Origin of the sequence: Methanomassiliicoccus luminyensis B10 (assembly GCF_000308215.1) — an archaeon.
GTDB classification, from domain to species: domain Archaea; phylum Thermoplasmatota; class Thermoplasmata; order Methanomassiliicoccales; family Methanomassiliicoccaceae; genus Methanomassiliicoccus; species Methanomassiliicoccus luminyensis.
Genome location: NZ_CAJE01000012.1, coordinates 489,226 through 510,213, shown reverse-complemented (window position 1 = coordinate 510,213; position 20,988 = coordinate 489,226). Strand labels below are relative to the sequence as shown.

The 20,988-nt window shown below is 60.6% G+C and carries 26 protein-coding genes and 1 tRNA gene; 17 read left to right on the top strand and 10 right to left on the bottom strand.

Annotated elements, in window-relative coordinates; translation table 11 throughout:
- The first annotated feature begins 1 nt into the window (after position 1).
- Positions 2-472, top strand: a complete 471-nt coding sequence (locus tag WYS_RS05480; protein ID WP_026068844.1) for a hypothetical protein — start codon at positions 2-4, stop codon at positions 470-472.
- A complete protein-coding gene (locus WYS_RS05475) occupies positions 469-945 on the top strand; it encodes a hypothetical protein (protein WP_019177160.1) in 477 nt (158 codons plus the stop codon). The genes WYS_RS05480 and WYS_RS05475 overlap by 4 nt, the downstream gene beginning before the upstream one ends.
- Here the strand turns inward: WYS_RS05475 and WYS_RS05470 are convergent.
- Entirely contained in the window at positions 873-2,084 is a 1,212-nt protein-coding gene (locus tag WYS_RS05470) for an aminotransferase class V-fold PLP-dependent enzyme (protein ID WP_019177159.1), read from the bottom strand. The two genes, WYS_RS05475 and WYS_RS05470, sit on opposite strands and share 73 nt — an antisense overlap.
- A gap of 204 nt (positions 2,085-2,288) precedes the next feature.
- Here WYS_RS05470 and nifS point away from each other — a divergent pair, with 204 nt between their 5' ends.
- Complete coding sequence (gene nifS / locus WYS_RS05465; protein WP_019177158.1) at positions 2,289-3,485, top strand: cysteine desulfurase NifS; 1,197 nt, start codon at positions 2,289-2,291, stop codon at positions 3,483-3,485.
- Positions 3,466-3,972, top strand: a complete 507-nt coding sequence (nifU, locus tag WYS_RS05460) for a Fe-S cluster assembly scaffold protein NifU (protein WP_019177157.1) — start codon at positions 3,466-3,468, stop codon at positions 3,970-3,972. The genes nifS and nifU overlap by 20 nt, the downstream gene beginning before the upstream one ends.
- A gap of 168 nt (positions 3,973-4,140) precedes the next feature.
- Here nifU and WYS_RS05455 read toward each other — a convergent pair whose 3' ends face one another.
- Complete coding sequence (locus WYS_RS05455; RefSeq protein WP_019177156.1) at positions 4,141-4,662, bottom strand: hypothetical protein; 522 nt, start codon at positions 4,660-4,662, stop codon at positions 4,141-4,143.
- Between the two features lie 228 nt (positions 4,663-4,890).
- On the opposite strand from WYS_RS05455, the gene WYS_RS05450 reads away from it, so the two are divergent.
- From WYS_RS05450 to WYS_RS05440, 3 genes are all read left to right on the top strand, one after another.
- Entirely contained in the window at positions 4,891-5,238 is a 348-nt protein-coding gene (locus WYS_RS05450) for a hypothetical protein (RefSeq protein ID WP_147654451.1), read from the top strand.
- Positions 5,239-5,311: 73 nt separating this feature from the next.
- Positions 5,312-5,485, top strand: a complete 174-nt coding sequence (locus tag WYS_RS15955) for a hypothetical protein (RefSeq protein ID WP_155897734.1) — start codon at positions 5,312-5,314, stop codon at positions 5,483-5,485.
- Positions 5,486-5,722: 237 nt separating this feature from the next.
- The gene (locus WYS_RS05440) at positions 5,723-6,118 is read left to right on the top strand and encodes a hypothetical protein (protein WP_147654450.1); all 396 of its coding nucleotides are present in this window, start codon (positions 5,723-5,725) and stop codon (positions 6,116-6,118) included.
- A gap of 113 nt (positions 6,119-6,231) precedes the next feature.
- On the opposite strand, the gene WYS_RS05435 is transcribed toward WYS_RS05440, so the two are convergent.
- Entirely contained in the window at positions 6,232-6,450 is a 219-nt protein-coding gene (locus tag WYS_RS05435; RefSeq protein WP_019177153.1) for a hypothetical protein, read from the bottom strand.
- A 204-nt stretch (positions 6,451-6,654) separates the two neighbouring features.
- Positions 6,655-6,846 (bottom strand): hypothetical protein, encoded by a 192-nt coding sequence (locus tag WYS_RS15950; protein WP_147654449.1) that lies wholly within the window; start codon positions 6,844-6,846, stop codon positions 6,655-6,657.
- A 264-nt stretch (positions 6,847-7,110) separates the two neighbouring features.
- On the opposite strand from WYS_RS15950, the gene WYS_RS05420 reads away from it, so the two are divergent.
- A complete protein-coding gene (locus tag WYS_RS05420) occupies positions 7,111-8,022 on the top strand; it encodes a dihydroorotate dehydrogenase (protein WP_049796252.1) in 912 nt (303 codons plus the stop codon).
- Positions 8,012-8,788: a dihydroorotate dehydrogenase electron transfer subunit gene (locus WYS_RS05415; RefSeq protein WP_019177149.1), complete on the top strand. Its 777-nt coding sequence runs from the start codon at positions 8,012-8,014 to the stop codon at positions 8,786-8,788. The genes WYS_RS05420 and WYS_RS05415 overlap by 11 nt, the downstream gene beginning before the upstream one ends.
- Here the strand turns inward: WYS_RS05415 and WYS_RS05410 are convergent.
- Entirely contained in the window at positions 8,778-9,941 is a 1,164-nt protein-coding gene (locus WYS_RS05410) for a homocitrate synthase/isopropylmalate synthase family protein (protein WP_019177148.1), read from the bottom strand. The two genes, WYS_RS05415 and WYS_RS05410, sit on opposite strands and share 11 nt — an antisense overlap.
- A 175-nt stretch (positions 9,942-10,116) precedes the next feature.
- Here WYS_RS05410 and WYS_RS15945 point away from each other — a divergent pair, with 175 nt between their 5' ends.
- Both WYS_RS15945 and WYS_RS05400 read left to right on the top strand, forming a co-directional pair.
- A complete protein-coding gene (locus WYS_RS15945) occupies positions 10,117-10,317 on the top strand; it encodes a PF20097 family protein (protein ID WP_026068843.1) in 201 nt (66 codons plus the stop codon).
- Between the two features lie 15 nt (positions 10,318-10,332).
- Complete coding sequence (locus WYS_RS05400; RefSeq protein ID WP_019177146.1) at positions 10,333-10,536, top strand: hypothetical protein; 204 nt, start codon at positions 10,333-10,335, stop codon at positions 10,534-10,536.
- Here WYS_RS05400 and WYS_RS05395 read toward each other — a convergent pair.
- Positions 10,531-11,091, bottom strand: a complete 561-nt coding sequence (locus tag WYS_RS05395) for a hypothetical protein (protein ID WP_019177145.1) — start codon at positions 11,089-11,091, stop codon at positions 10,531-10,533. The genes WYS_RS05400 and WYS_RS05395 overlap by 6 nt on opposite strands.
- A 260-nt stretch (positions 11,092-11,351) precedes the next feature.
- Here WYS_RS05395 and WYS_RS05390 point away from each other — a divergent pair, with 260 nt between their 5' ends.
- The 3 genes from WYS_RS05390 to WYS_RS05380 all read left to right on the top strand — a co-directional run bounded on the left by WYS_RS05390 (position 11,352) and on the right by WYS_RS05380 (position 13,234).
- Positions 11,352-11,909 carry a right-handed parallel beta-helix repeat-containing protein gene (locus tag WYS_RS05390; protein WP_026068842.1) on the top strand — a complete coding sequence of 186 codons (558 nt, stop codon included), beginning with the start codon at positions 11,352-11,354 and terminating at the stop codon, positions 11,907-11,909.
- The gene (locus WYS_RS05385) at positions 11,906-12,613 is read left to right on the top strand and encodes a hypothetical protein (protein WP_026068841.1); all 708 of its coding nucleotides are present in this window, start codon (positions 11,906-11,908) and stop codon (positions 12,611-12,613) included. Before WYS_RS05390 ends, WYS_RS05385 begins: the two co-directional genes overlap by 4 nt.
- 165 nt (positions 12,614-12,778) lie before the next feature.
- Complete coding sequence (locus WYS_RS05380; protein ID WP_019177144.1) at positions 12,779-13,234, top strand: hypothetical protein; 456 nt, start codon at positions 12,779-12,781, stop codon at positions 13,232-13,234.
- Here WYS_RS05380 and WYS_RS05375 read toward each other — a convergent pair.
- Complete coding sequence (locus WYS_RS05375) at positions 13,212-14,054, bottom strand: DUF7714 family protein (protein ID WP_019177143.1); 843 nt, start codon at positions 14,052-14,054, stop codon at positions 13,212-13,214. The two genes, WYS_RS05380 and WYS_RS05375, sit on opposite strands and share 23 nt — an antisense overlap.
- 192 nt (positions 14,055-14,246) lie before the next feature.
- On the opposite strand from WYS_RS05375, the gene WYS_RS05370 reads away from it, so the two are divergent.
- A tRNA-Cys gene (locus WYS_RS05370) sits at positions 14,247-14,351 on the top strand.
- Positions 14,352-14,621: 270 nt separating this feature from the next.
- A complete protein-coding gene (locus WYS_RS05360; RefSeq protein WP_019177141.1) occupies positions 14,622-15,857 on the top strand; it encodes a glycosyltransferase in 1,236 nt (411 codons plus the stop codon).
- A 12-nt stretch (positions 15,858-15,869) separates the two neighbouring features.
- Here WYS_RS05360 and WYS_RS05355 read toward each other — a convergent pair whose 3' ends face one another.
- Positions 15,870-16,619, bottom strand: coding sequence for a hypothetical protein (locus WYS_RS05355; protein WP_019177140.1), 750 nt, complete (start codon positions 16,617-16,619; stop codon positions 15,870-15,872).
- 260 nt (positions 16,620-16,879) lie between these two features.
- On the opposite strand from WYS_RS05355, the gene WYS_RS05350 reads away from it, so the two are divergent.
- Positions 16,880-17,281 carry a helix-turn-helix domain-containing protein gene (locus tag WYS_RS05350; RefSeq protein WP_019177139.1) on the top strand — a complete coding sequence of 134 codons (402 nt, stop codon included), beginning with the start codon at positions 16,880-16,882 and terminating at the stop codon, positions 17,279-17,281.
- Here the strand turns inward: WYS_RS05350 and WYS_RS05345 are convergent.
- Together WYS_RS05345 and WYS_RS05340 are read right to left on the bottom strand one after the other, a co-directional pair.
- Positions 17,202-19,151: a B12-binding domain-containing radical SAM protein gene (locus WYS_RS05345; protein WP_019177138.1), complete on the bottom strand. Its 1,950-nt coding sequence runs from the start codon at positions 19,149-19,151 to the stop codon at positions 17,202-17,204. The genes WYS_RS05350 and WYS_RS05345 overlap by 80 nt on opposite strands.
- Positions 19,152-19,187: 36 nt before the next feature.
- On the bottom strand, positions 19,188-20,918 hold the full coding sequence (locus WYS_RS05340; protein WP_019177137.1) for a B12-binding domain-containing radical SAM protein: 1,731 nt from the start codon (positions 20,916-20,918) through the stop codon (positions 19,188-19,190).
- Between the last annotated feature and the right edge of the window lie 70 nt (positions 20,919-20,988).

Sequence of the window (20,988 nt, the reverse complement as noted above, 5' to 3'; positions counted from 1 at the left end):
GATGAAGAATTGGAACAAGAGGGGCATCGAAGGCCTTCCGCTGAAGCTGATGCTGATAAGCCTGATGGTGTCCCTCGCCCTCCCCGCCGTGATAGGGAGCCTCGACAGCTACGAGGCATCGGTGGCCAAGGCGTCAATGCGGACCTCCGCCGAGGAGCTTGCCGCAGCCGCCACCGAGGTCCTGGTGGCCGGGGAGGGCAACGTCAGGACCGTGGCGGTGGAGATATCCTCATCGGCCTCCCGCGGCGACGGGCGGATCGAGGTCGGCGGTGCCACAGGCATTTCATTCTCCTTAGGGGTGCGTTGCGTGTACAACGGCGCGGTGTTCCATACCGAGTACATGAGCGATCCTCCGGTGCACCTCATCGCCCCGGGCGGCGAGATCAGCATCGGTCCCGGTATCACCGAAGTTACGCTGTCCTGCATCCGCTCCGACAGCCGCCTGGTGGTCCTGATGGAGGTGACGGCGTGATCGAGTTCCTGTGGTCCCGGGTGGCCCTGACCGCTTGCGGGTTGGCGGTGATGGCGGTCATCATGGCCTCCTTCGCCTCGCTGGACGATTCCAGCACGGACCGGGCCGCGATCGACGGTGCCACTGAGCTCGGCGAGCTCCTGGAGCGTTTTCCGGGGTGCGGGGAGGGAGCCAGCATGGTGATCGAGGCGTCGAGGTTCCTGCCGACCCCCGAGCACAGCCTGATCGTGGCCAACGGTTCGGTATGGACGATGCACGACGGGAAGAGGACGGCGGTGGAGTGCAGCGCCCCCGTGCTCTTGTGTTCCAACGGCGAGGCCGCCGCAACGCTGGAGCTGCGGTACGGGCAGAGCGTGCGCCTGGAGAACAGAATAGTGGACAGCAAAGTGCTCGTGACGGTTCAGCTCGAGAAGGTGTCCACGATCTCCTTCACCGCTTCCACGAACCTCTTGCACTCCGCCTCGGTGTTGTAGACATAGAATGAGGCGCGAGCGCACCCGTCAATGTTCCGGGACAGGAAGAACGGGTGCACGCAGTGCATGCCGGAGCGCATCTGCACCTTGGCCATCTCGTCGATGATCATGGCCACGTCATGGGAGCTCATCCCCCGCACGTTGAAGGAGAACACCCCGCTGCGGAGGCGGGGGTCCAGGGGCTTGAGGATGCTGACCTGCTCGATGTCCTTGAGTCCGTCAGTCACCAGGGTGTTCAGCCGGGCCTCGTGCTCCCTGACCTCGTCCATGCCGATGGACTCGAGGTACTGCACCGCCGCCCCCGAGCCGATGATCCCGGAATAGTTCTGGAGGCCGGACTCGAACTTTTCGGGTGGTGGAAGGAACTCCGCGCTGCCGTAGTCCGTGGTTCCGACGCCGCCCCCGCCCCCTATGAGCGGCTCGATCCTCTCCAGCATACCCTCCTTGGCGTACAGCACCCCCACCCCGGCGGGGCCGAGCATCTTGTGCACGGAGAATGTGAGCAGATCCACATCCAGGGCCTCCACGTCGATCTTGCGGTGCGGGACCGACTGTGCGCCGTCCAGCATCACGGGGATGTTGCGCTCGTGCGCCAGCTCGATGACCTCCTTCTCGGGGATGGTGGTCCCGGTGACATTGTTGGTGTGGACCATGGAGACCATGCGGACGTCCGGCATCAGCGCGCCGCGGTATGCCTGGACGTCGAAGATGCCGGACGACGGGGTCGCGACATAGCGATGCCTCAGCTCGGCGCGCTCGGACATCTGGAGCCAGGGGACGTGGTTGCTGTTGTGCTCCATGTCGGTGGTGAGTACGGCGTCGCCCTTCTTGAACGGGTAGCCCTTGGCCACCAGGTTCAGCGCCTCGGTGCAGTTCTTGGTGAACACGATGCGGTCGGGGTCGGAGCAGCCTATGAATCCGGCCACCTTCTCGCGGGCCTCGTCCAGCTTAAGGGATACCAGCGTGGCGAGGCGGTGGACGGAGCGGCCGCCGCAGGCCGGGAAGTCGGCATAATAGCTGTTCATAGCCTCGATGACCTGGCGGGGGCGGAAGGTCTGGCACGCGTTGTCCAGGTAGATGATGTCCCTATCCTGGGACGAGTATATGGGAAAGTCCTCGCGCAGCCTCTCAGCATCCATGGGAACGACCTGGGATTCGGCTATCTCGTATATCAGGTTTGGGAAAAACGGGAAAAAGCGGACCCTCCCAATGAATTATAAGCTCTGAAGCGCCTATTGGATGTATCGTGCGCCCGCGCGGCGGGCCATTACTCTTCCAAGAAATCGTTTCACAATCGTGAAGTTTAAAATAATGCAAGAAAATATGCGCTCTGAGGCGAACTGATGGACAGGATCTACTTTGACAACAGCGCCACTACCAAGGTCGACGATCGGGTGATCGAGGCCATGATGCCCTACTTCTTGGAGAAGTACGGCAACCCTTCCTCGCTGCATTCGTTCGGCCATGAGGCCTACGACGGCATGGAAGCGGCCAGGGAGGAGGTGGCCAAGGCCATCGGCTCCCAGCCCCGGGACGTCATATTCACGTCCGGGGGAACGGAATCGGACAACCTTGCCCTGCAGGGGGCCGCCTATGCCAATGCGGCCAAAGGCAAGCACATAATCACCTCCGCGGTGGAGCACCACGCGGTACTGCACACCTGCCAGTTCCTGGAGAAGCAGGGATTCAAGGTCACCTACATACCAGCGGACAGCGAGGGCCTTCTGCCCGTCGAAAGCCTCAAGAACGCCATGACCAAGGAGACCACCCTGGTCAGCATCATGGCCGCCAACAACGAGATTGGGTCCGTCCAGCCGCTCAAGGAGCTGGCCGCGGTCGCCCACGAGGGCGGCGCGATATTCCACACCGACGCGGTCCAGGCCATCACCAAGATGCCGGTCAACGTCGACGCGCTGGGCATCGACCTCATGGCTCTGTCGGCCCATAAGTTCCACGGCCCCAAGGGCGTGGGGGCCCTCTACCTCCGCAAGGGGGTTAAGCTCCGCCCCATAGTGTATGGCGGCGGGCACGAGCGCGGGCTCAGGTCGTCCACCGAGAACGTCCCCGGCATCGTGGGAATGGGAAAAGCCATCGAGATCGGGATGAACGAGATGGACGAGAGCGTGGCCAAGATGATCAAGATCAGGGACCGCCTGATCGAGGGTGTGCTGGCCGCGGTGCCGCGATCGTACCTGAACGGGCCGAGGCCCGAGAGCGGCAAGAGGCTGTGCAACAACGCTCACTTCCGCTTCGATTACATCGAGGGCGAGGGGATGATCCTGCACCTCGACATGAAGGGCGTGGCGGCGTCGACTGGCTCCGCCTGCTCGACGAAGAGCCTGGAGCCGTCCCACGTGCTGAGAGCGCTGGGCCTGAGGCACGAGCAGTGCCACGGCTCCCTGAGACTGTCCCTATCAAAATTCAACACGATGGAAGAGGCGGAGGAGTTCATCAAGGTCCTCCCGCCCATCATCGCGAACCTGAGGAAGATGTCCCCACTGTCTGACGAGGTGAAATACAATGTCCCCACAGTACACTGAGAAGGTGATGGACCACTTCACCAACCCGCGCAATGTAGGAGAGATACCGGACGCCGACGGGATAGGCGAAGTAGGGAACCCGATCTGTGGCGACTTAATGTGGATCTACATCAAGGTCAAGGACGACATTCTGACCGATGTCAAGTTCAAGACCTTCGGCTGCGGCGCGGCCATCGCCACCAGCAGCATGGTCACCGAGCTGGCGAGGGGCAAGACCATCCAGGAGGGGCTTAAGATAACCCGTCAGAACGTCGCGAGCGAGCTGGGCGGACTGCCCCCGCAGAAGATGCACTGCTCCAACCTGGCGGCCGACGCACTGCACGAGGCCATTCATGACTATCTCCGGAAGCAGGGAAGGGAACCACCGTTGCCCCCGGGCGCCAAGAAGGGCGACGACGACCATGACCACGAGCTGGAGCAGGACGAGGCCCTCTGCGACACCCCCACCCCGATAACGATAGGCGACAAGCCTCCCGAGGAGCAGTGAAGCGCTAAGCCCTATTGCGACCGGGGTGGACCCGAGCACCTTTGAGCCTTGGGCGGCAGGGACGTGCTGACATCGAGCGGCTGCCTCGGTCGGCAGCTGCCCGGGATGCAGGCATCTACCGAGAGCGGGCTCTCAAATCCGGAGGCCTTGATGATCAACAAGCCATGGTCACAGTGGGACAAGGATCTCAAAGGATGGCTTGGCGTACTCCAGCTGAGCGGCCGTGGCATCCTCGTCCACCTCATATACTAGCCAGAACGTTGCAGAGGTCCTATTGCTCCCAATGGTCGCGGGGACGTTGTCCGGCTCCAGGATGGTGCGGTAGTGCCTGCCCCCGTCGTCGGTGATGAGCAGGAAGCTGTAGACCGTGTCGTCGACCCTGAGATTGTTGGTCAGCGTGACATTGAGGGCCAGGAGCTTCGTCCCCTCCGGGACGTTGTACCCAGTGAGGTCGACGGGGAAAGTATCTCCGGCCTCGATCCCCCGCAGCTCGTGGACCTCGACCTTGGAGGCGCTGTTGCTGTTGGAGCCAGCCGGGAGCGTCTGGGGAGAGTACTTCTTGTTGTCCCCGTCGATCGGCTCGTTGGCCTGCGCGATGTCCTGCCATATGGCGGCCGACAGTATCGCGATCACTACCAGCGCCACGACCAGCACCGCCCGCCATGCCCGATCCTCTCTCGACGCGCTCATGTCGCCCCCGCCGCCGACATCATCCTGTGAATATATAACAAAACAGCATCGCCGACGTCTCCCCGGCGAACCCAATGGATATGCATCTATTTCTCAGCGCATTTCTGCAGGCATCATAATCAATAAATTATTTTTATTCAAGTAGTTATTTCATCATCAATGACCGACACGCAGCCGGATATTACAAAGGGGAAAGCCAAAGGCTTGGCAATCCTTACACTTGTATTGATGGTGGTAGCCTGGGTCATCATCGCCGCTTGTGCCATCGATACGGTCACGTTGTCCGATGGGGGCGACAGCAAGATCATGCAGGTCAAGGTGGTCATCAACTACGACGGCAGCTGGATCGCTTCACTCGGCGGCGCCGATTCTGCCATATATAAGGGAACCGGGCTGGCATCGTACAACATACAGCGGGACAGCGACAGCATGCATGCCGGGGCGGCTGTCCAGAAGGTCGATGAGGGCTTCGGCATTTTGACGGTGAGCATCGAGACGTTGGACGGACACGTGCTCACCGGCGACAGCACTCGCGCGCCCTACGGCGAAGTGCTGGTGGCATGGATCGATCCATGAGGCATTTTCGGGGACCTATCGCCAGCGAATCCCAAGCACAACTATCTATCCAACCTCCCCGCTCGCCGCAGGCATGAAGTGCGCTGATCATCCCAATGCCAAGCTGTCGTACGGCCCGGACCGCGAGACCGGCCAGATGTGCTATACCTGCTCTGTATGCGGACGCCGGTTGGACAGGCCGCAGCGGACCGGACAGCAGGGGACGCTGGCGGGGTGGGGGGACGCCCCGGCGGGCAGGAAACAATAAGATGCGAGGAGCGGGGGGCCTCAAAACCGGTGGGGACTGGAGATGAATCGCCCCCCGCTCCGCGAGAGATATCGCCGCGACGGGATATAATATGAGCGTCACTTTCACCCTGCTTTGATGTGTTGGATGCTGTAGATGTTCACCCGCCTCCCCCCGCAACGCGAATAATCCCCGCCCCCGGTCCACGGCGACTAGCGGATATTAATATCATGCATCTTATTCAATGGATCCATGATAATGGCACGCTATGAATGGTATCTCCAGAGGGCGATGTACGTGCCCAGGTTGTTCGCCGTCACCAGCGACGATATCTCCTGGTTGGAGGGAAAACGCCTGATCCTTCTGGGGGAGTACGTGTACCTTGAGTTCCAGCCCGCCAAGCTCCTGGAGGAGATGACTGGCCGGAGAATCATCTGCATCGTGCCCGGACCGTCCAAGGTCCGCGAGATCACCACCGAGGAGCTGCTGCAGTTCTTCAAGCGGTGGGATGACTATCGCCCGCAAGACGGGATTGAGCGTGAAGTGATGTCAATGAACGAGGTTGATCTCATAAAGGTCCTCTACCACGACGACGGGGATCCCCAGCATCGGCTGGAGATGGTAATGGAAGAGCTCAGAAGAATGCCGCGGTAAGCGTGGATCTGCGCCGGGAGATCGGCCGCAGCGGACCGGGCAGCAGGGGACGCTGATGGGGTGGGGAGAGGACGCCAGGGAGCACTGGGCGATAGACATATTCTATAGTCAGCCTACTTCAGGCGGATAATCTCATGAGAATGGACTGCCATCCGCTGGATCAGGGCGTCACGATCCATATCCATCCGGTCTACTTTCAGAGATACTTTGATCTTCTCATCCTTGGTGGCGTCGATGTACATTCCGTTCTTGATCATGAGCATATCAGTCAGGGTGAAGTCGGTCCGCTTGTTATCCTCGACAAAGGGGTAGAGGGTTGCTATCTCGTACATCGTCGCTCCGATCTTGTCAACGATTTCCGGATAGATCTCTGCTCATATATTCTCATCAATGGAGCTTCAGGCGCCAGCTCCAGATCGCCCGGTTGAGGAGGCCGTCGAACTCTATCTCTCCTGCGACGTGTAGCAGAGTGGTATGGGTGACCAAGACCTCATCCAACTTGTACTTGGCATATTCGGCATAAAAAAGGAAGGGATTTAATGCTTGGCCAGCTCTTCCAGGACTTCTCGGTTCCTGATGAGCGGAGCCTGAAGCACGGAGTTCATGTCAAGATTCCTGGCCTTGCTCGGACAGACGAACCTGCCCACCACGGGCTGACGAACGCCCCTGGCCTTCTTGAGAGGGCGCTCCAGTCGAGCGAACTTTCCGCGCCTAACGTTGGTGAGCAAGCGTTTGCCGCGGCCTCTTCCAGCACACAGCTCGCGATCTGAGATCATACGGCTCAACCTAACTACGTGATAGCTCGCTCCACTATATTTTTCCGCGCGTAGGCCCTTACAGTGTACTATCCAGGGGTCGCTCTTTGCATTCAGGTTTTCTTGTCAAACTGCCCTGAACGCGGAGGGTGGCACATGTCTTTGGTTTGCATACTGGCCATTAGTGAGCGGTAGTGCTAAGGCTTATCACCCTGCTCGAACATCGCCGACGATAGCATGACTTCATTAGAGGTACGCTTCGCCGGGCTGCGGATGGACAATCCGACCATGCTCGCCTCTGGCATCATGGGCGAGACGGGGGGCTCGCTGCTCAAGGCGGCCGAGGCCGGCGCCGGCGCGCTAGTGACCAAGTCCGTGGGGCTCCAGCCCCGGAGAGGCTACCCCAACCCTACCCTGGTGGAGCTGCCGTACGGCTACATCAACGCCATGGGGCTGCCGGGCCCCGGCATCGATGCCTTCGAGGAGGAGATGGCCGAGGCAAAGAAGAGCGGCGTGCCCATCATCGGAAGCCTTTTCGCTGCCATCCCCGAGGATTTTATTACGCTATCAGCGAGGATGCAGGACTACGGCGCGGCCGCGGTCGAGCTCAACCTCAGCTGCCCTCACGCCAAGGGATACGGTATGGAGATCGGGGTGGACCCCGAGGCCGTCAGGGAGATCGTCAGGCAGGTCAAGGAGGCCGTCACCATACCCGTGCTGGCGAAGATCACTCCCAACACCCACCGCCTGGTGGAGGTCGGCAAGGCCGTGGAGGCGGGGGGCGGGGACGCCATCGTGGCCGTGAACACGGTCAAGGCCATGGCCATCTCGGTAGAGATGAGGCGGCCGGTACTGCAGAACAAGTTCGGGGGCCTGTCCGGCCCGGCCATCAAGGCAGTGGGGTTGCGGGCCGTCTACGACCTGTACGAGGCCGTGGAGATCCCCATTGTCGGCGTGGGGGGCGTGGAAACGGGCCGGGACGCCATGGAGTACATTATGGCCGGCGCCTCCTCGGTGCAGATCGGCAGCGGGGTCGGCCGGAGGGGACTGGGAGTTTTCAAGGCGGTGTGCTCCGAGCTCGAAGAGCTCATGGAGAAGGACGGCGCCGATGCCATCGCCGAGCTGGTGGGGGTGGCCCATGGCCAGTGAGGCCGTCACCGTGGAAGAGGTGGTCAAGGAAGGGCCGATCATCACCTCCCTCCGGTTCAAGTTCACCGCCCCCTCCACCCCGGGGCAATTCGTCATGGTCTGGATCCCTGGGGTGGACGAGATCCCGATGTCCCTGTCCTTCGCCGGGCCGATGGCGGGCATCACCGTCAAGGAGGTCGGGGAGGCCACCAAGGCGCTATCCTCCCTGAAGGTCGGCGACAGGCTCGGCGTGCGCGGCCCCTACGGCCGGGGCTGGCAGCTTCCCAAGGAAGGCCGCGTGCTGTGCGTGGGCGGGGGCATCGGGATGGCCCCCATAGCCGCGGCGGCGGAAGGCATCAGCGACCGTTCCCGGGTGGATGTGGTCATCGGCGCCCGGAACCGGGGCGAGGTCATCTTCGAGGAACGCGCGAGGCGCGTGTCCGATGACGTCAGGATCACCACCGACGACGGCAGCTACGGGGTCAAGTGCACTTCAGTCGCGGTGGCAGCGCAAATGATAAGGGAGAAGCGGTACGATATGGTCCTGGGGTGCGGCCCCGAGGTCATGAACTACTATCTGCTAAAGGCGTGCCAGGAAGCGAAGGTACCGTGCCAGCTGTCCCTGGAGAGGCTGATGAAGTGCGGCTCCGGGCTGTGCGGCTCCTGCGTCATCGATGGCCTGCGGGTCTGCGCCGACGGGCCGGTGTTCTTCGGGCACGAGGTGGAGAGGATGTCCGAGTTCGGGAAGTGCAAGAGGGACGACGCCGGACTGAAGGTCAAGCTTTGACGATGACCTGGTCCACGATGTCCTTGAACTCCTGATCTCCCACCCGTCCGTTCCTCTCCCCGAGCTCCTTCACCCGGCGGCAGATCTCGGCGGCCTCCTCGTCAGAGGCCTGGACCTTCATGTCCTCCAGCCTCTTCTTGACGTAGTTCACCCCGGTCTTCTTGCCCATGATGATGTGGCGCTCATTGCCGACCGACTCCGGCGGTATGGATTCGTAGGTCAGGGGGCAGTTCAGCATCGCGGCGACGTGGATGCCGGACTCGTGGGCGAACACATTGCTGCCGACCAGCGGGTGGTTGCGGGCCTTGTGCAGGCCGGAATGGCGGCACACTGTCTCCGACAGCCCCATCATCTTGGTGCAGTCGATGCCGATGTCCAGCCCGTAAAGGTACTTCAGGCCGGTGGCGAACTGCTCCAGGGGAACGTTCCCCGCCCTCTCCCCCATCCCGTTCACCGTGGTGGTCACCGCGGCGGCGCCGGCCTTCACGCCGGCGAACGCATTCGCCAACGCGAGCCCGAAGTCGTTGTGAAGGTGAAGTCCGAGAGGCACCTTGACCTCCTTCCTGGCGCGCTCGACGATGGCGGCGATCGCTTCCGGAGTGGCGCAGCCCAAAGTATCGGTCACGCCGACCCTTGCCGCCCCGTTCTGTTCGGCGGTGCGGTAGAACTCCATCAGGAAATCAAGGTCCGTGCGGGTGGTGTCCTCCGCGCTCACCGACGCGGGCACGCCGCGGGAGCGGCAATAGTCCAAGGCATCCACTGTCATGGCCATGACCTCCTCCCGGGTCTTCTTCATCTTGTACTTGAGGTGGATGTCGGACGTTCCCACGAATAAAAGGACCAGGTCCACTCCCGCGTCCACGGCCGCGTCGATGTCGCTTTTCATTACTCTCGACAGGGCGAGGATATCGGCGTCCAGGCCGAGGGAGCATAGCTCCTTGAGCGTCCGGGCCTCGTTCTCCGAGACCGCCGGGAAGCTGGCCTCTATCTGGTGCACCCTAGCCTCGTCGAGCAGGCGGGCGATCTCGATCTTCTGCTCCCGGGAGAACGCCACCCCGGGGGTCTGCTCGCCGTCGCGCAAGGTAGAGTCGTACACTATGACCTTGGCATCCTTAATGCGGGGATTGTGAGGGCTGAGCGCGACCTTGTCCATGGGCAGGGCTAAGGGACGTTCCAGATATAACATTTGTCGGCAGTGCTTCGCCCTGTCGCGGCCCTTGCCAGACCATGCCGCCGGCCCGCCTGGGCCAGGGCATAATCTTTGCGGGAAGAACTCACGTGAACATGTGTTTAAACCCCTGCGGTGATGAGTTCGAAGAGGGGAATCGATGAACTGTCCCGAATGCGGAATGGAGATGGAGCTGGGCCTTTTGAGAGCGGAGAGCTTCATGGGCGGGGTGAAGTGGGTGAAGGACAGGAGCAGGAAGTCGCCCGGAAAGGAAACGGTATCCAAGCCGGACGCGTACGGCTACTGCTACATGGAAGGATACCGCTGCGAGCTATGCCACTCAATATTAGTGCGGTACTGATATCGCCCCGTCATCATGACGGAAGCATCGGAAGCGCCGAAGAGGCCGTGGTGGAGAAGGTACGAGCTGAAGTTCAACCTCGCGATGACGGCAGTGTCGCTGGTCATTTTCGCGGCCGGCATTGTGACCAACACCGCGGTCCTGGCCGGTCCCGGTCTCCTGCTGCTGATATTCTTCTGCGTGTACTCGGTGTACGCATACGTGCGGCAGGACCTATGAGCGCCGGCGCCACCTTGGCACCGACCTGAAGGGCGGCCAGCCCGGGGCCCGCTCGAACCTGAACAGGAGGAGGGTGATGAGGAGCACGGCGCCGGCCAGGGCCAGGGGCACGAGGACCTCCTCCGGGATCCCCGCCACATCGATGCTGAACACGTATAACTCCACCGTGCCGGAGAACTGCTTCTCCACCTCCGCGCCGTCGGCGCCGTGTGCGGTGACCGTGATGGAGACAGGATAGGCCCTCGGATCGGTGGTGGGCATGCGCGTCGGCTCGCTGGCAAATGTCTTCGATTCGCCAGGTTGAACGACGGCGGAGCCTTCGAACACCTGGTAGTACGTGGCATGGGGCCACATCACTGTCGCCGAGACGGCCGTCACCTCCATGGGCTCCGTCCCGGTGTTGGTCACGGTGACCTCGAACCTCTCCATTCCGTCCACGCGGAACGGCCCGTCCTCCAACGTCGCGCTGCCTTGCCAGTCCGCAGAGGCCGGGGCCGGGACCGCCAGGAGCAGGAACGCGGACAACACCAAGGCCGCCATGGCCGCTTTCGTCATCGAGTGCACGATGCTCTAGCGTAGGTAAAGGGGCATCAATTTTGCTATATGTCCTCTCCTTGAGGGCCCCCTGGGCGCGTCGGCAGCAGGCCGTTCCTGATCCATTCTACTGGGTCAAGGCTCGAGCATCAGATCCCGGACCTCTCGCCTGCACTTATCCGTCTCAGCGCAGCCGTCGTGCTGACCGCCCCCATGCTTAATTCTATAAGTACCTATAATTTTTATTTGGACGACAGGTCTTTCAAAGAGAGGGATTCGACATGAGGGATGACCGGAACAGAAGGCTAAGCATATTTCTGGCGATGGCCATGATCGCGACGATCTTCGCGTCGCCGGGATTGTCCACCACGGTGCAGGCGGACGAAGCGCTCATTGAACACGATTCCATACGCGTCAACAACGATACCGAGCTCTCGCAGCTCATAGCGGATAATGGTTGGGAAGGCAACGGGGTGGCCGGAGATTCGTACGTGATCGAGAACCTGGACATCGACGCTGCCGGCCCTGCTGCCGCCATCTACATCGGTAACACCACTAAGCATGTCGTGATACGCGACTGCTACCTGCACGGCGCCCAATATATATCCGATCCCTGGATGAACGGGGTGGGCCTGTACCTTTACAACGTGACGAATGCCATTGCCGAGGACAACACTGCCGACGGGAACGGCGGACACGGCATATACCTGTTCTATGCGAGCAACAACACCGTAGCGAACAACAATGCCAGCGGGAACAACTACGGCATATTCCTGGACTCCTCGTCCCCAACTCCTCGTCCCCATACGCAAACAACATCTACGGCAATACTTTCATGAGCAACTCCGTTCAGGCACGTGACGGCGGATCGAACTCCTGGACCTCCCCATCGTACCCGTACTACGGCAACTACTGGGGCGGCTGGACCTCGCCCGACCTGGATAAGGACGGTATCGTCGATTCGCCTTACGTGATCGACGGCGACAGCCAGGACATGTATCCACTGGCGATTCCCCTTTCGTCGTTTGATGTCGAAATAACCTCGCCGGCGAACGGAACGACGGTCTACACCTCCAACGTGCTGGTGACAGGGACCGCGGCCCCGGGATACTGGCTGGACGTCAACGGCTTCCTGGTGAACGTCAAGGACGACGGCACCTTCTCCATCGTCCTCTCTCTGCCGGAAGGCGAGAACACCATCGAGGCGAGGTCGACGGCCTTGTTCCTGGAGGCGAGCGGTTCCGTCACCATCACCTACGTCGACCAGCCGCAGCAGGACCTTGAGGACGCGCGGTCCCGGCTTGCCGAGGTCACGGCCCAGCTGGAGTCCGCCAGGGCGTGGATCCGGAACCTGGAGCACGACCTGAGGCTGGCCTGGAACGAGGGCAATGCAACGCAAGACGATCTGGGCCTCACGGAGAAGGAGCTCGGCGATGTCAAGAACGATCCCCTGCCGCTTGTCCTCGGAACAGCAGGCCTGATCGCCGGGCTGGCGGCGATCGCTCTCGTCTTCGTCCAATCGAGAAAACCTAAAGCGCCTTAAAACGGCGCGAACAAACCATTTCGCGCTCTTTTTTATTGACCCCACATATCTCGCCTTCTCCCAGGGTTGTGGGAACTTCCCCGTCGATGCTCGGGGGTTGCGAGATGGTCACAGAGCGTTTGGGCCGGGAAAACGATTTTCTATTCCCTCCTCATTTTAACCGCCGTGAAGAGCGCGGCCAGGTCCCAGTCCAACCCCAACTTCATCAAGATGTTCCACGGGAACCTGGAGATCAACGTGCCCCGGAAGATGTTCAGGCAGGGCACTGCCGAGCTGGTGCCCTCCGAGGTGGAAGCGTTCCGGCAGACCCTCCAGGCCCGCTACCCATGGTTGTCGAAGTACGCCTTGGATGATGTGGTCAAGGGGGCCCAGGCGGCCATGTCCGATCACATCGAGCGCTCCAAGAGCGTGCCGCAGAGGGCCAGAGAACACATCGCCGCGGGACGGACCAAGGTGGCCCTGAAGATACTGGAAGAGCATCTCATCGAGCACGAGGACGACGCCGAGGCATGGTACGTCACCGCGGAGGTGCTGTTCAAGCTGGGGAAGCCGGAGGACGGCTTCAGGGCCATGTCGCGAGCGAGGGACCTGTCCGAGCTCAGCGGGAAAAGAGTGCAGTGATGGCTTGCGCCACTTCCTGCACCGTCGCCCCCCAAGGCACCACGGCCAAATCTCCTTTGATCTGGAAGCCCTCCCGGACCTTGCAGCACTTGACCAGGCGCTTCCTGCCATCTTTGGGGGCCAGCTCCTGCGGGCACATCTCGATGCGCTCGATCTTTTCATTGTACAGAGAGCGGTAGATGCGCGCCGAGAGGTCGCACCCTACCAGCGTGGCCTCGGCGTCGATCACCGGAACCTGGTCCAGGTAGAACATCTTCCTGTCCGACCGCAATCCCGAGGCCTTGCAGGGTAACACCACCGCATCGGTGGCGACGCCCTTGGCCAGCTCGGAGAGGTCGATATTCTCGAACGTGGGCACTATGGGCAGGTCCACCATGCCTGAGGACAGCGCCCTCTCGACCAGAACGGAAAGCTTGGACGGGGACGGAGGAATGACGTCGAGAACGCTGAGCTCCAGCAGCTCCTGGGGGCTGAAGAAGGATACATGGCCGAACAGCCCCTGGACCACCACGGTCTTGCCGGGGTGCTTCTTGGCCACTCTCGCCATCATGGAGGGGTTGATCACGTCGACGCTGTCGTCCTCTATGAAAACAACGTCCCGGGGAAGGGCGATGACCTCATGCTCCACGATGGGGCGGAAAAGCTCCATACCATCAGCCTTGGCCACCCGGACCACCGCCATATCGGCCCCGTTCCTGAGGACATAGTGGTCGCACCTGGTGTAGGCCTTCTTGCCCTTGATGGCCGCATTTATGCTCGTTTTGGTCAGGGGGAAGTCGACCTCCTTGACCGCGACGTCCTTGCAGTGCCCTGGGAGCATGCCTCACGGCACGGGGTGGCGGCTCATAAATCTTGCTGACGACGCCGCGGTCCGCTCAGGACGCCGATATTTTGCTCCGGGGACGCACATCGCCCTCGCGGCCTTTGGCATCTTTATGCTCAGCTTCTATAAATCTGGATTTCTTTTGGTCACACGAAGCTAAATATACAAGGACTTAAATTATCCAGCGACGCCGGGATGACAGAGCGGCCATGTGGCGGACTGCAGGCATGAACTGATGCAGTCACTTTTGGCGGATATCCGCATACCCGTGTTCAAATCACGGTCCCGGCCCCACATCCTTCTCCTTGCTAATAGGTAAACCTCTTCCGGCACCCCTCGCTGCGGGCAGGGGACACTATGGGGGGCGGACATTTTTTATACGTCTATATCGATGCTATGAAGAAAATAATACATACGTATGATTATGTCCATGTATTATCTTCCATCAGGGAGCCAGGAGCTGGATGGGCATCAAGAGAACGAACGTTTTGAGGACCATGGACCTCTTTCGGCAAGTGGACGGGCGAAAATTCGCGGGGGCCACCGCATTCGTGAGGTAACTTTATGAGGATCGCCATGTTCACGGACACCTACCTTCCGTCGAGGGACGGGGTGGTGAGCTCGATATTGCTGACCCGCAAAGGGCTTGAGGCGCTGGGCCATGAGGTCATAATACTTGCCCCCGAACCCCCGGACCGGAAGGATCGGGAGGACGGCGTGCACTACTTCAAATCGAAGAGCTTCGCTTCCTACCCAGGCTATTATGTGCCCATCTTCCCCGCCGACAATTGCTCGCTGCTCAGAAAGCTGGGCGTCGATGTCGTTCACTCCCATGGCATGATGTTCATGGGCCTCCGGAGCATGCTGGCGGCCAGAGACCTTCGCATCCCGGTCGTAGTGACCTTCCACACGATGGTCTCCGAAGCCGTGCGCTACTACAACTTCACTCCGATCCCGGACCGGACGGCCGAGCACCTCCTATGGTTCTACATGCGCGAGCTGCTGGAGAGGGCCGATGCCGTCATCGCCCCCACCAACGCCACCAAGGGGGTGCTGAACGAATTCGCGCCCGGCATGAGGCGCGTTGAGGTGATACCCACGGGCGTGGACACGAACAGGTTCAGCCCCCTCAATGACGGTTCCGCGATGAGGAGGGAACTGGGCCTCGATGAGGCCAAGGTCGTCCTTACGGTCGGCCGGATCGCCTGGGAGAAGAACCTGGACCTCGTTCTGAGAGGCTTCCGGCTCCTGCATGCCGCCGATAAGGGGACCAAGCTCGTCATCGCCGGGAAAGGCCCCGCCGAAACGCACATAAAAGGCACGGCTAGGGACCTCGGGATCGATGACAGCACGTGCTTCCCCGGGTTCGTCCCGGACGTCGACCTCCCTGGGCTGTACTCCGCATGCGACGCCTTCACCATCGCATCGAAGTTCGAGACCCAGGGCCTGGCGTTGCTTGACGCGATGGCCACGGGGAAGCCTGTCAGCGGGATCAACTACCGGGCGGTGGGGGAGATCATCGATGACTGCGTTAATGGGTTCACCTTTTACGAGACTCCTGAATGCTGGGCCGTGGCCACGGCGACGGCCTTGAACGCGGGTCCGGAGATCGGGATCAGGGCAAGGCAGAAAGCGGAGGAGTATTCGGTCCAGCAGTGCGCGATGAGGACCGTGGCCCTCTACGAGCACGCCATCCAGGCGAAGGCAGAGAGGCTGGTAATGGAAAAGTGGCCGCGCGCGTACGGGATACGGAGCAGGACCTGGAAGCACCAGCAAAGACAAAGGATGTCCTTCCGCTGAGGACGTCTTCCCCTACAGGACGACGGCCAGGGCCGTCACCACTTCCAGCAGGAGGAGAGTTGTCGCGAAGTAGCTCAGGGCTATGTTGATGGCCGTTTGGTCGTTGTACCCTTCGTATCGTATGTTCGATCTCTTGACCAGGCTCTTTTCCAGATAGTAGTCGACATACACCGTCAGGACCGCTATCGCCAGCAACATCGGCTCGGGAAAGAAGAGGTATAGAGCGATGCTCAGGGGAAGGGCCCAGAAAGTAAGCGACCTGACCCGGCCCACCGCATATTGGACGATGAAGTAGCACGCAAGGATGACGAGGCCTGCCTGGACCAGTCCGACCTGCACGGTGGGGGCGGGGTGGTCCAGAGATACAAGCTGTTGCTGATACAATAGAAAGACGATTAGCGTGGCGATGATCCCGCAGAAGAAGAATAGAAGAGGCACGCTCAGGGGGACCTGGCCTATGGGCATTCGCTCCCCTGGGTAGTCCCACAATCTTCTGGTGATCCCGATGCGCTCAACCACATAGTCCAAGATGGCGGCTATCGCGCCGGCGAGGACCGAGCAGGCGAGGAAGGATGGATAGTCCCTCATCAGGAATAGCGCGAACAGCGAAAAGAGGCCGGCGGAAACGGTAAGCCAGCTTATCCGGCGACCCCGTGCCCCCTCTCGCTCCCGTAGCTTCTTGTCCCGAAGATGCGGCGGCCCTTGATCACGAGGGCTCTCGTCCTCTTGCCCATCGTTATTGAGAGTTTGAACGTTCGACATGGCTCCCCAGACTATATGCACATAATATTGCATATATATATGAAATTAATTGGACATACAATACCTTATGAAGGGCGATAGGAACTGGGTGAGCAGGGCTAACGATGCGGTGTGTTCAAGGGCCGAGGCATGATCGAAAAAATCCGCAAGAACTGGATATCTCCCACGTCCATCTCGATCGGCGGCTGATAGGTCGCCCACCGTAGTATTCTTCTCTGCCTACGTATGAATTTAATAGAGGGAGGCCTATTATCGTTGATGTGGGAAAAGGGCTATACTTCAACGATCTAAAGAGGACCTTGAGCATGAAAAAGGACCCCATCGAGACATTCAGCCTGGTCTTGTCGTTCTTCAACTTCGAGACGATGGAGATCAAGTTATACAACCTGCTACTCAACGCGTCCCTTACCATCAAGGAGATCGAAGAGCAGCTGGACGTTTCCGAAAGGTCGATACGGAAGCATATCAAGAGGCTCGATGAGGAGGGGCTCATCACCAAGACGGTGGAGCAGGGGAACCGCCTGAAGTACGTGTATCGCTCCATTTCGCTCCCCGAGGCATGGAAGAAGGTGAAAGCGAACATCAATAAGATAATCGACGAGATCGGCGTCGTGATGGAATCCTCTTCGAGCCCGCCTCCCTGGATAAATGAGCGCCATTGAGCGTCTTTGACGCGCTGGACAGCATGTTCGAGGACAGGTAACCAAAACCCTCGAAGGCGATTGCGGTCAGCAGCCGCGTAAGGTTCCACCGCCTTTCGAGGCCCCGGTTCGGTGCCATGATCTTTTTCACGATCCTGATCTTGTCAATGAGGTCAAGGTCCTCCCCCCGTGCGATCTTGAGATCCTCCAGATCGACCTCGAGGTCGATCGTGCTGAGGTCCGACCTTCCCGGGATGGCCCTGATGCGCTCGACACCACCCGGAGCGGCCTCCATGATCCAACTGGTCGAGCCGGCGTCCCGCCTTCTAGCCGTGAGCTGTATGTTCTGATGGCCCAGCAGCCTCAGGAACATCGTCATCTCGATGAGGTCGTGCAGCTGGACATCCTCGGTATATCTCTCCACGCTGGGGTCGGCGGATGCGGCCAACATCGATTCCACGTGCCCCTCCAAGGCCCTTCCCTGCAGCTGCGTGCCCATGTCCAGGGAGAACCCCAGCTCCTGCACCTTTTCGTCAATGAACTCGGCCAGCGAACGTTTGCTCCCATAGCGGATAACGCGCATCCTCTCCTTTTCCAAGAAAGTGTCCACCGTCCAGTAGCGGGCCATGCATATCGAGGCCAGCTCCTCAAGCCTTTCCTTGGGGACATGTTCGTGCTTGAACACCGAGTGCATCTCGTCGTAGATGCCCCAGTCCGTCTCGGCAATGGTCCCTTTCCTTTCCATTTCCCGGTAGAACCCTGTTCCCGGAAAAGGGGTAGCGATGCCGAACGCCGCGCTGGTCAGCCCGATCTTCTTTGCGTAATCCGGAAAGGTCAATATCTGCTCTTCGGTCTGGCCCGGAAGGCCGATGACAAAGGTGCCGCCGGCGTTGCCGCCCCAAGCCTTGATGTTCTTTACCGCCTGGGCGTGCACGTTCGCGCTCATCCCCTTGGAGACGGACCGGATGTCTTCCATGTCGGGGCTTTCAATGCCCATCTCGAACCTCTCGAAACCTGCCGATATCATCTTCTTTATCAGGGCGGGGTGGCCGGCCACGGCATCAGCCCGGGCCTTTATACCGAACTGGACATCCAGCTCATAGGGTGCCAGGAGATCGCAGATCTGGTCGACGCGTTCGGGCCGTCCCAGGAAGTTGGGGTCGGTGACCTCTACGGAGAGGGGGCGGCCGCGGTGGAAGGAGACCATGTTCAGGATCTCATCCACCACGTTCCGCGGTGAACGATACCGCTGACGGCCCCCGCTCATGTACGGTTCGCAGCAGAAGGTGCATTGGCCGAAGCATCCCCTGGATGTGGTCAGGACATCATGCTCCCGACCCGGCATGGCCCTGGCCCGATATTGGTGCCTACGGAGGTGACGCGCGGGGAAGGGGAGGAGGTCAAGGTCTTCGATGGGCCTGCGGTCGGCATTGCGGACGATGTCGCGGCCCTCTTTGTAGGACGTTCCGAGGACGCCCCGGGCGTGCCCCCTCACGACCAGTTCCTTGAGCGTGAGCTCCCCCTCTCCCCGGACCACGACGTCGACCTCAGGACATGACAGCAGCTCGTCCGGCATGGCGGTGGGGTGATATCCGCCCAGAATGGTCATGGCCCCCTTTGACTTGGCCATCCGGGCGATGACCAGCCCCTCGCAGTGGTCGGTGGCGGACATGGAAATCCCCACGGCGTCGGGGTCCAGATCGTCCAACTGCTCTCTCATGACATCCTGGAACGGCCTTCGCTCCATCTCGAGGTCCAATATCGTCACCTCGCGCGCGGAGTGCTCGATGGCAGCGGCCATGTACTCCAGCCCGGTCGGTATGAGGTCGAAAGCGAAGGAGAGGCCGTGCCGGCCCGAGGGTTTGACGAGGAGCACCTTTCTCAGCGACATTTCCGCCCCTCCCCCGTCTCGATATGCGACATGAGGTCACTCCTCGGTCTTCTCGTACATGGCATCCTCGATGGGTTGGATCTCCGGCGTGCAAAAGTTGGGCTGGCACGGGATCGCGGCCTTCCTTCCGATCAGCCGGTCCTCGAGACCGGAGACCCTCAGGATCGGTGCGAGGACCTTGCTCCCATGCTTCATCCAAAAATAGGGGCCGGACATGGTGCTGGCCAGCAAGATCGACCTCGCCCTCTCGGGGCTCCACACATCGATGTTGTGCTTCCAGCAGCTGGAGAGGATGCCCCATTGATCTTCGTCGAGATCTCTGAGGGCCCCATGGCGCTGCTGTCTGAGCTTGGACTCCTCTTCCGACGTGAACAGGAGGGGGACGTAGAACAGCTTCGAGCCGTCCAGCCGCTCCAGGAGTTCAACGGTGGCATGGATGTCCTCATCCGTTTCCCCCGGCAGTCCGAGGATCAATGTCGCCAGTGGGTAAATGTCGTGATCGTTCAGTATCTCTATGGACCTGACCACCACGTCCGGCCATTGCTCCGGCGGGTAGGGTAGCATCTTGCCGCGCATGTGCTGCCGCATCAGGCGGGGGCTCCCGCTCTCGATGCCCACCTCCACGGACGCGCAGCGCTTGTTCCGGCATGTCCAGGTGGACCTGTCCACCAGAAGAGGGGCTATCCCCTCGACGATGGACGGATCGTATACGACCGGAGCGAGCGAGGCGTGGGCGACCTGGAGGTATTCCATGCCCTCGATCATCCCCATGGCCCTGAACAGGCCCACGATGGCCTCTTTATTGGGTAGGAACCGCTCCTTTCCCCGGTACAGGAACACATCGTCCGTCTGGAGGATGATCATCCTGGTCCCGCCCCGCACGTTCACTTCCGCCTCCTTTACGATGTGGTCGAGGAGGAAGGAATGGCAATGGCGCAGCGTCGGGGAGCAGAAGGAACATCCTCGCCCGCATCCCCGCATGATCTCGACCGTGCCGTATATGGCCGGCTTCTTTATCAGCGGAACCTCGTCAGGGGATGGCGTGTCCATGGGGATCGTGCGGTCCGGCACGCTCCCGCGAAGGATGTCCCGCATGATCGCGGGGAGCGAGCGTTCGGCCTGCCCCATCAGAACGGAAGTCACGCCCAAGGCGTCCTGCATCTTCAGTTCGGATATTTGCCACGCGCCGGAGCCTCCCACGATGACCTTCGCTTTCGAGCCCCTGATGCTGGGATCGTTCATCAGGTCCTCGAACTCGGCGAGCGTGGCCGACCTCCCGTTCAGGCCGAGGATGCTGGTGTAGGTCCTGCTCACGAACCCCGTCCCCAGTGGGTCCATGGTGGTGATCCCGATTATCTCGGTGTTCGGCCCGATGAAGCGGTGGAGGTTGTGGGGGTGCGTGACAACAACGTTCTCCTCTCCGAACTCGTCGATCAGAAGGGACTCCACCTTCCTCAGTCCATACGGCGCGAACTTGGCCGAGCCATCTTCGTTCGACGGGACAGGGGGATAGAGCTTCTTCTGGACCAGTACCTGGGGAAACCCTCCGGCGAAGGCCAGGAAGGGGTTGAGGTTGAAATCGCTCATCTCGATGCTCGATGCGGTTAGGACTATCTTGACCCCGCCCTGGGATGCCGCCTCGCCCGTTCTGCCATATGACTCCCAGCCGCTCCAGGTCACGATCTTGCTCAATCCGCTCTCGATGAAACGGTCCGCCATGGCGGTAATGGCCGCCCCGATTCCCGGGGCGCTCTCTTTAATATGCATAATGTTAAACATACATATGCACCATTTTTTGCATAGTAATTACGAGGCTGCTATAAATCGCTATGCATCG

Coding starts and splice junctions, on each gene's coding strand:
- WYS_RS05480 (WP_026068844.1), top strand. CDS start 2: ATGAAGAATTGGAACAAGAGGGGCATCGAAGGCCTTCCGCTGAAGCTG.
- WYS_RS05470 (WP_019177159.1), bottom strand. CDS start 2,084: ATGGATGCTGAGAGGCTGCGCGAGGACTTTCCCATATACTCGTCCCAG.
- nifS (WP_019177158.1), top strand. CDS start 2,289: ATGGACAGGATCTACTTTGACAACAGCGCCACTACCAAGGTCGACGAT.
- nifU (WP_019177157.1), top strand. CDS start 3,466: ATGTCCCCACAGTACACTGAGAAGGTGATGGACCACTTCACCAACCCG.
- WYS_RS05455 (WP_019177156.1), bottom strand. CDS start 4,662: ATGAGCGCGTCGAGAGAGGATCGGGCATGGCGGGCGGTGCTGGTCGTG.
- WYS_RS05450 (WP_147654451.1), top strand. CDS start 4,891: ATGGTGGTAGCCTGGGTCATCATCGCCGCTTGTGCCATCGATACGGTC.
- WYS_RS15955 (WP_155897734.1), top strand. CDS start 5,312: ATGAAGTGCGCTGATCATCCCAATGCCAAGCTGTCGTACGGCCCGGAC.
- WYS_RS05440 (WP_147654450.1), top strand. CDS start 5,723: ATGGCACGCTATGAATGGTATCTCCAGAGGGCGATGTACGTGCCCAGG.
- WYS_RS05435 (WP_019177153.1), bottom strand. CDS start 6,450: ATGTACGAGATAGCAACCCTCTACCCCTTTGTCGAGGATAACAAGCGG.
- WYS_RS05420 (WP_049796252.1), top strand. CDS start 7,111: ATGACTTCATTAGAGGTACGCTTCGCCGGGCTGCGGATGGACAATCCG.
- WYS_RS05415 (WP_019177149.1), top strand. CDS start 8,012: ATGGCCAGTGAGGCCGTCACCGTGGAAGAGGTGGTCAAGGAAGGGCCG.
- WYS_RS05410 (WP_019177148.1), bottom strand. CDS start 9,941: ATGGACAAGGTCGCGCTCAGCCCTCACAATCCCCGCATTAAGGATGCC.
- WYS_RS15945 (WP_026068843.1), top strand. CDS start 10,117: ATGAACTGTCCCGAATGCGGAATGGAGATGGAGCTGGGCCTTTTGAGA.
- WYS_RS05400 (WP_019177146.1), top strand. CDS start 10,333: ATGACGGAAGCATCGGAAGCGCCGAAGAGGCCGTGGTGGAGAAGGTAC.
- WYS_RS05395 (WP_019177145.1), bottom strand. CDS start 11,091: ATGACGAAAGCGGCCATGGCGGCCTTGGTGTTGTCCGCGTTCCTGCTC.
- WYS_RS05390 (WP_026068842.1), top strand. CDS start 11,352: ATGAGGGATGACCGGAACAGAAGGCTAAGCATATTTCTGGCGATGGCC.
- WYS_RS05385 (WP_026068841.1), top strand. CDS start 11,906: ATGAGCAACTCCGTTCAGGCACGTGACGGCGGATCGAACTCCTGGACC.
- WYS_RS05375 (WP_019177143.1), bottom strand. CDS start 14,054: ATGCTCCCAGGGCACTGCAAGGACGTCGCGGTCAAGGAGGTCGACTTC.
- WYS_RS05360 (WP_019177141.1), top strand. CDS start 14,622: ATGAGGATCGCCATGTTCACGGACACCTACCTTCCGTCGAGGGACGGG.
- WYS_RS05355 (WP_019177140.1), bottom strand. CDS start 16,619: ATGTCGAACGTTCAAACTCTCAATAACGATGGGCAAGAGGACGAGAGC.
- WYS_RS05345 (WP_019177138.1), bottom strand. CDS start 19,151: ATGTCGCTGAGAAAGGTGCTCCTCGTCAAACCCTCGGGCCGGCACGGC.
- WYS_RS05340 (WP_019177137.1), bottom strand. CDS start 20,918: ATGCATATTAAAGAGAGCGCCCCGGGAATCGGGGCGGCCATTACCGCC.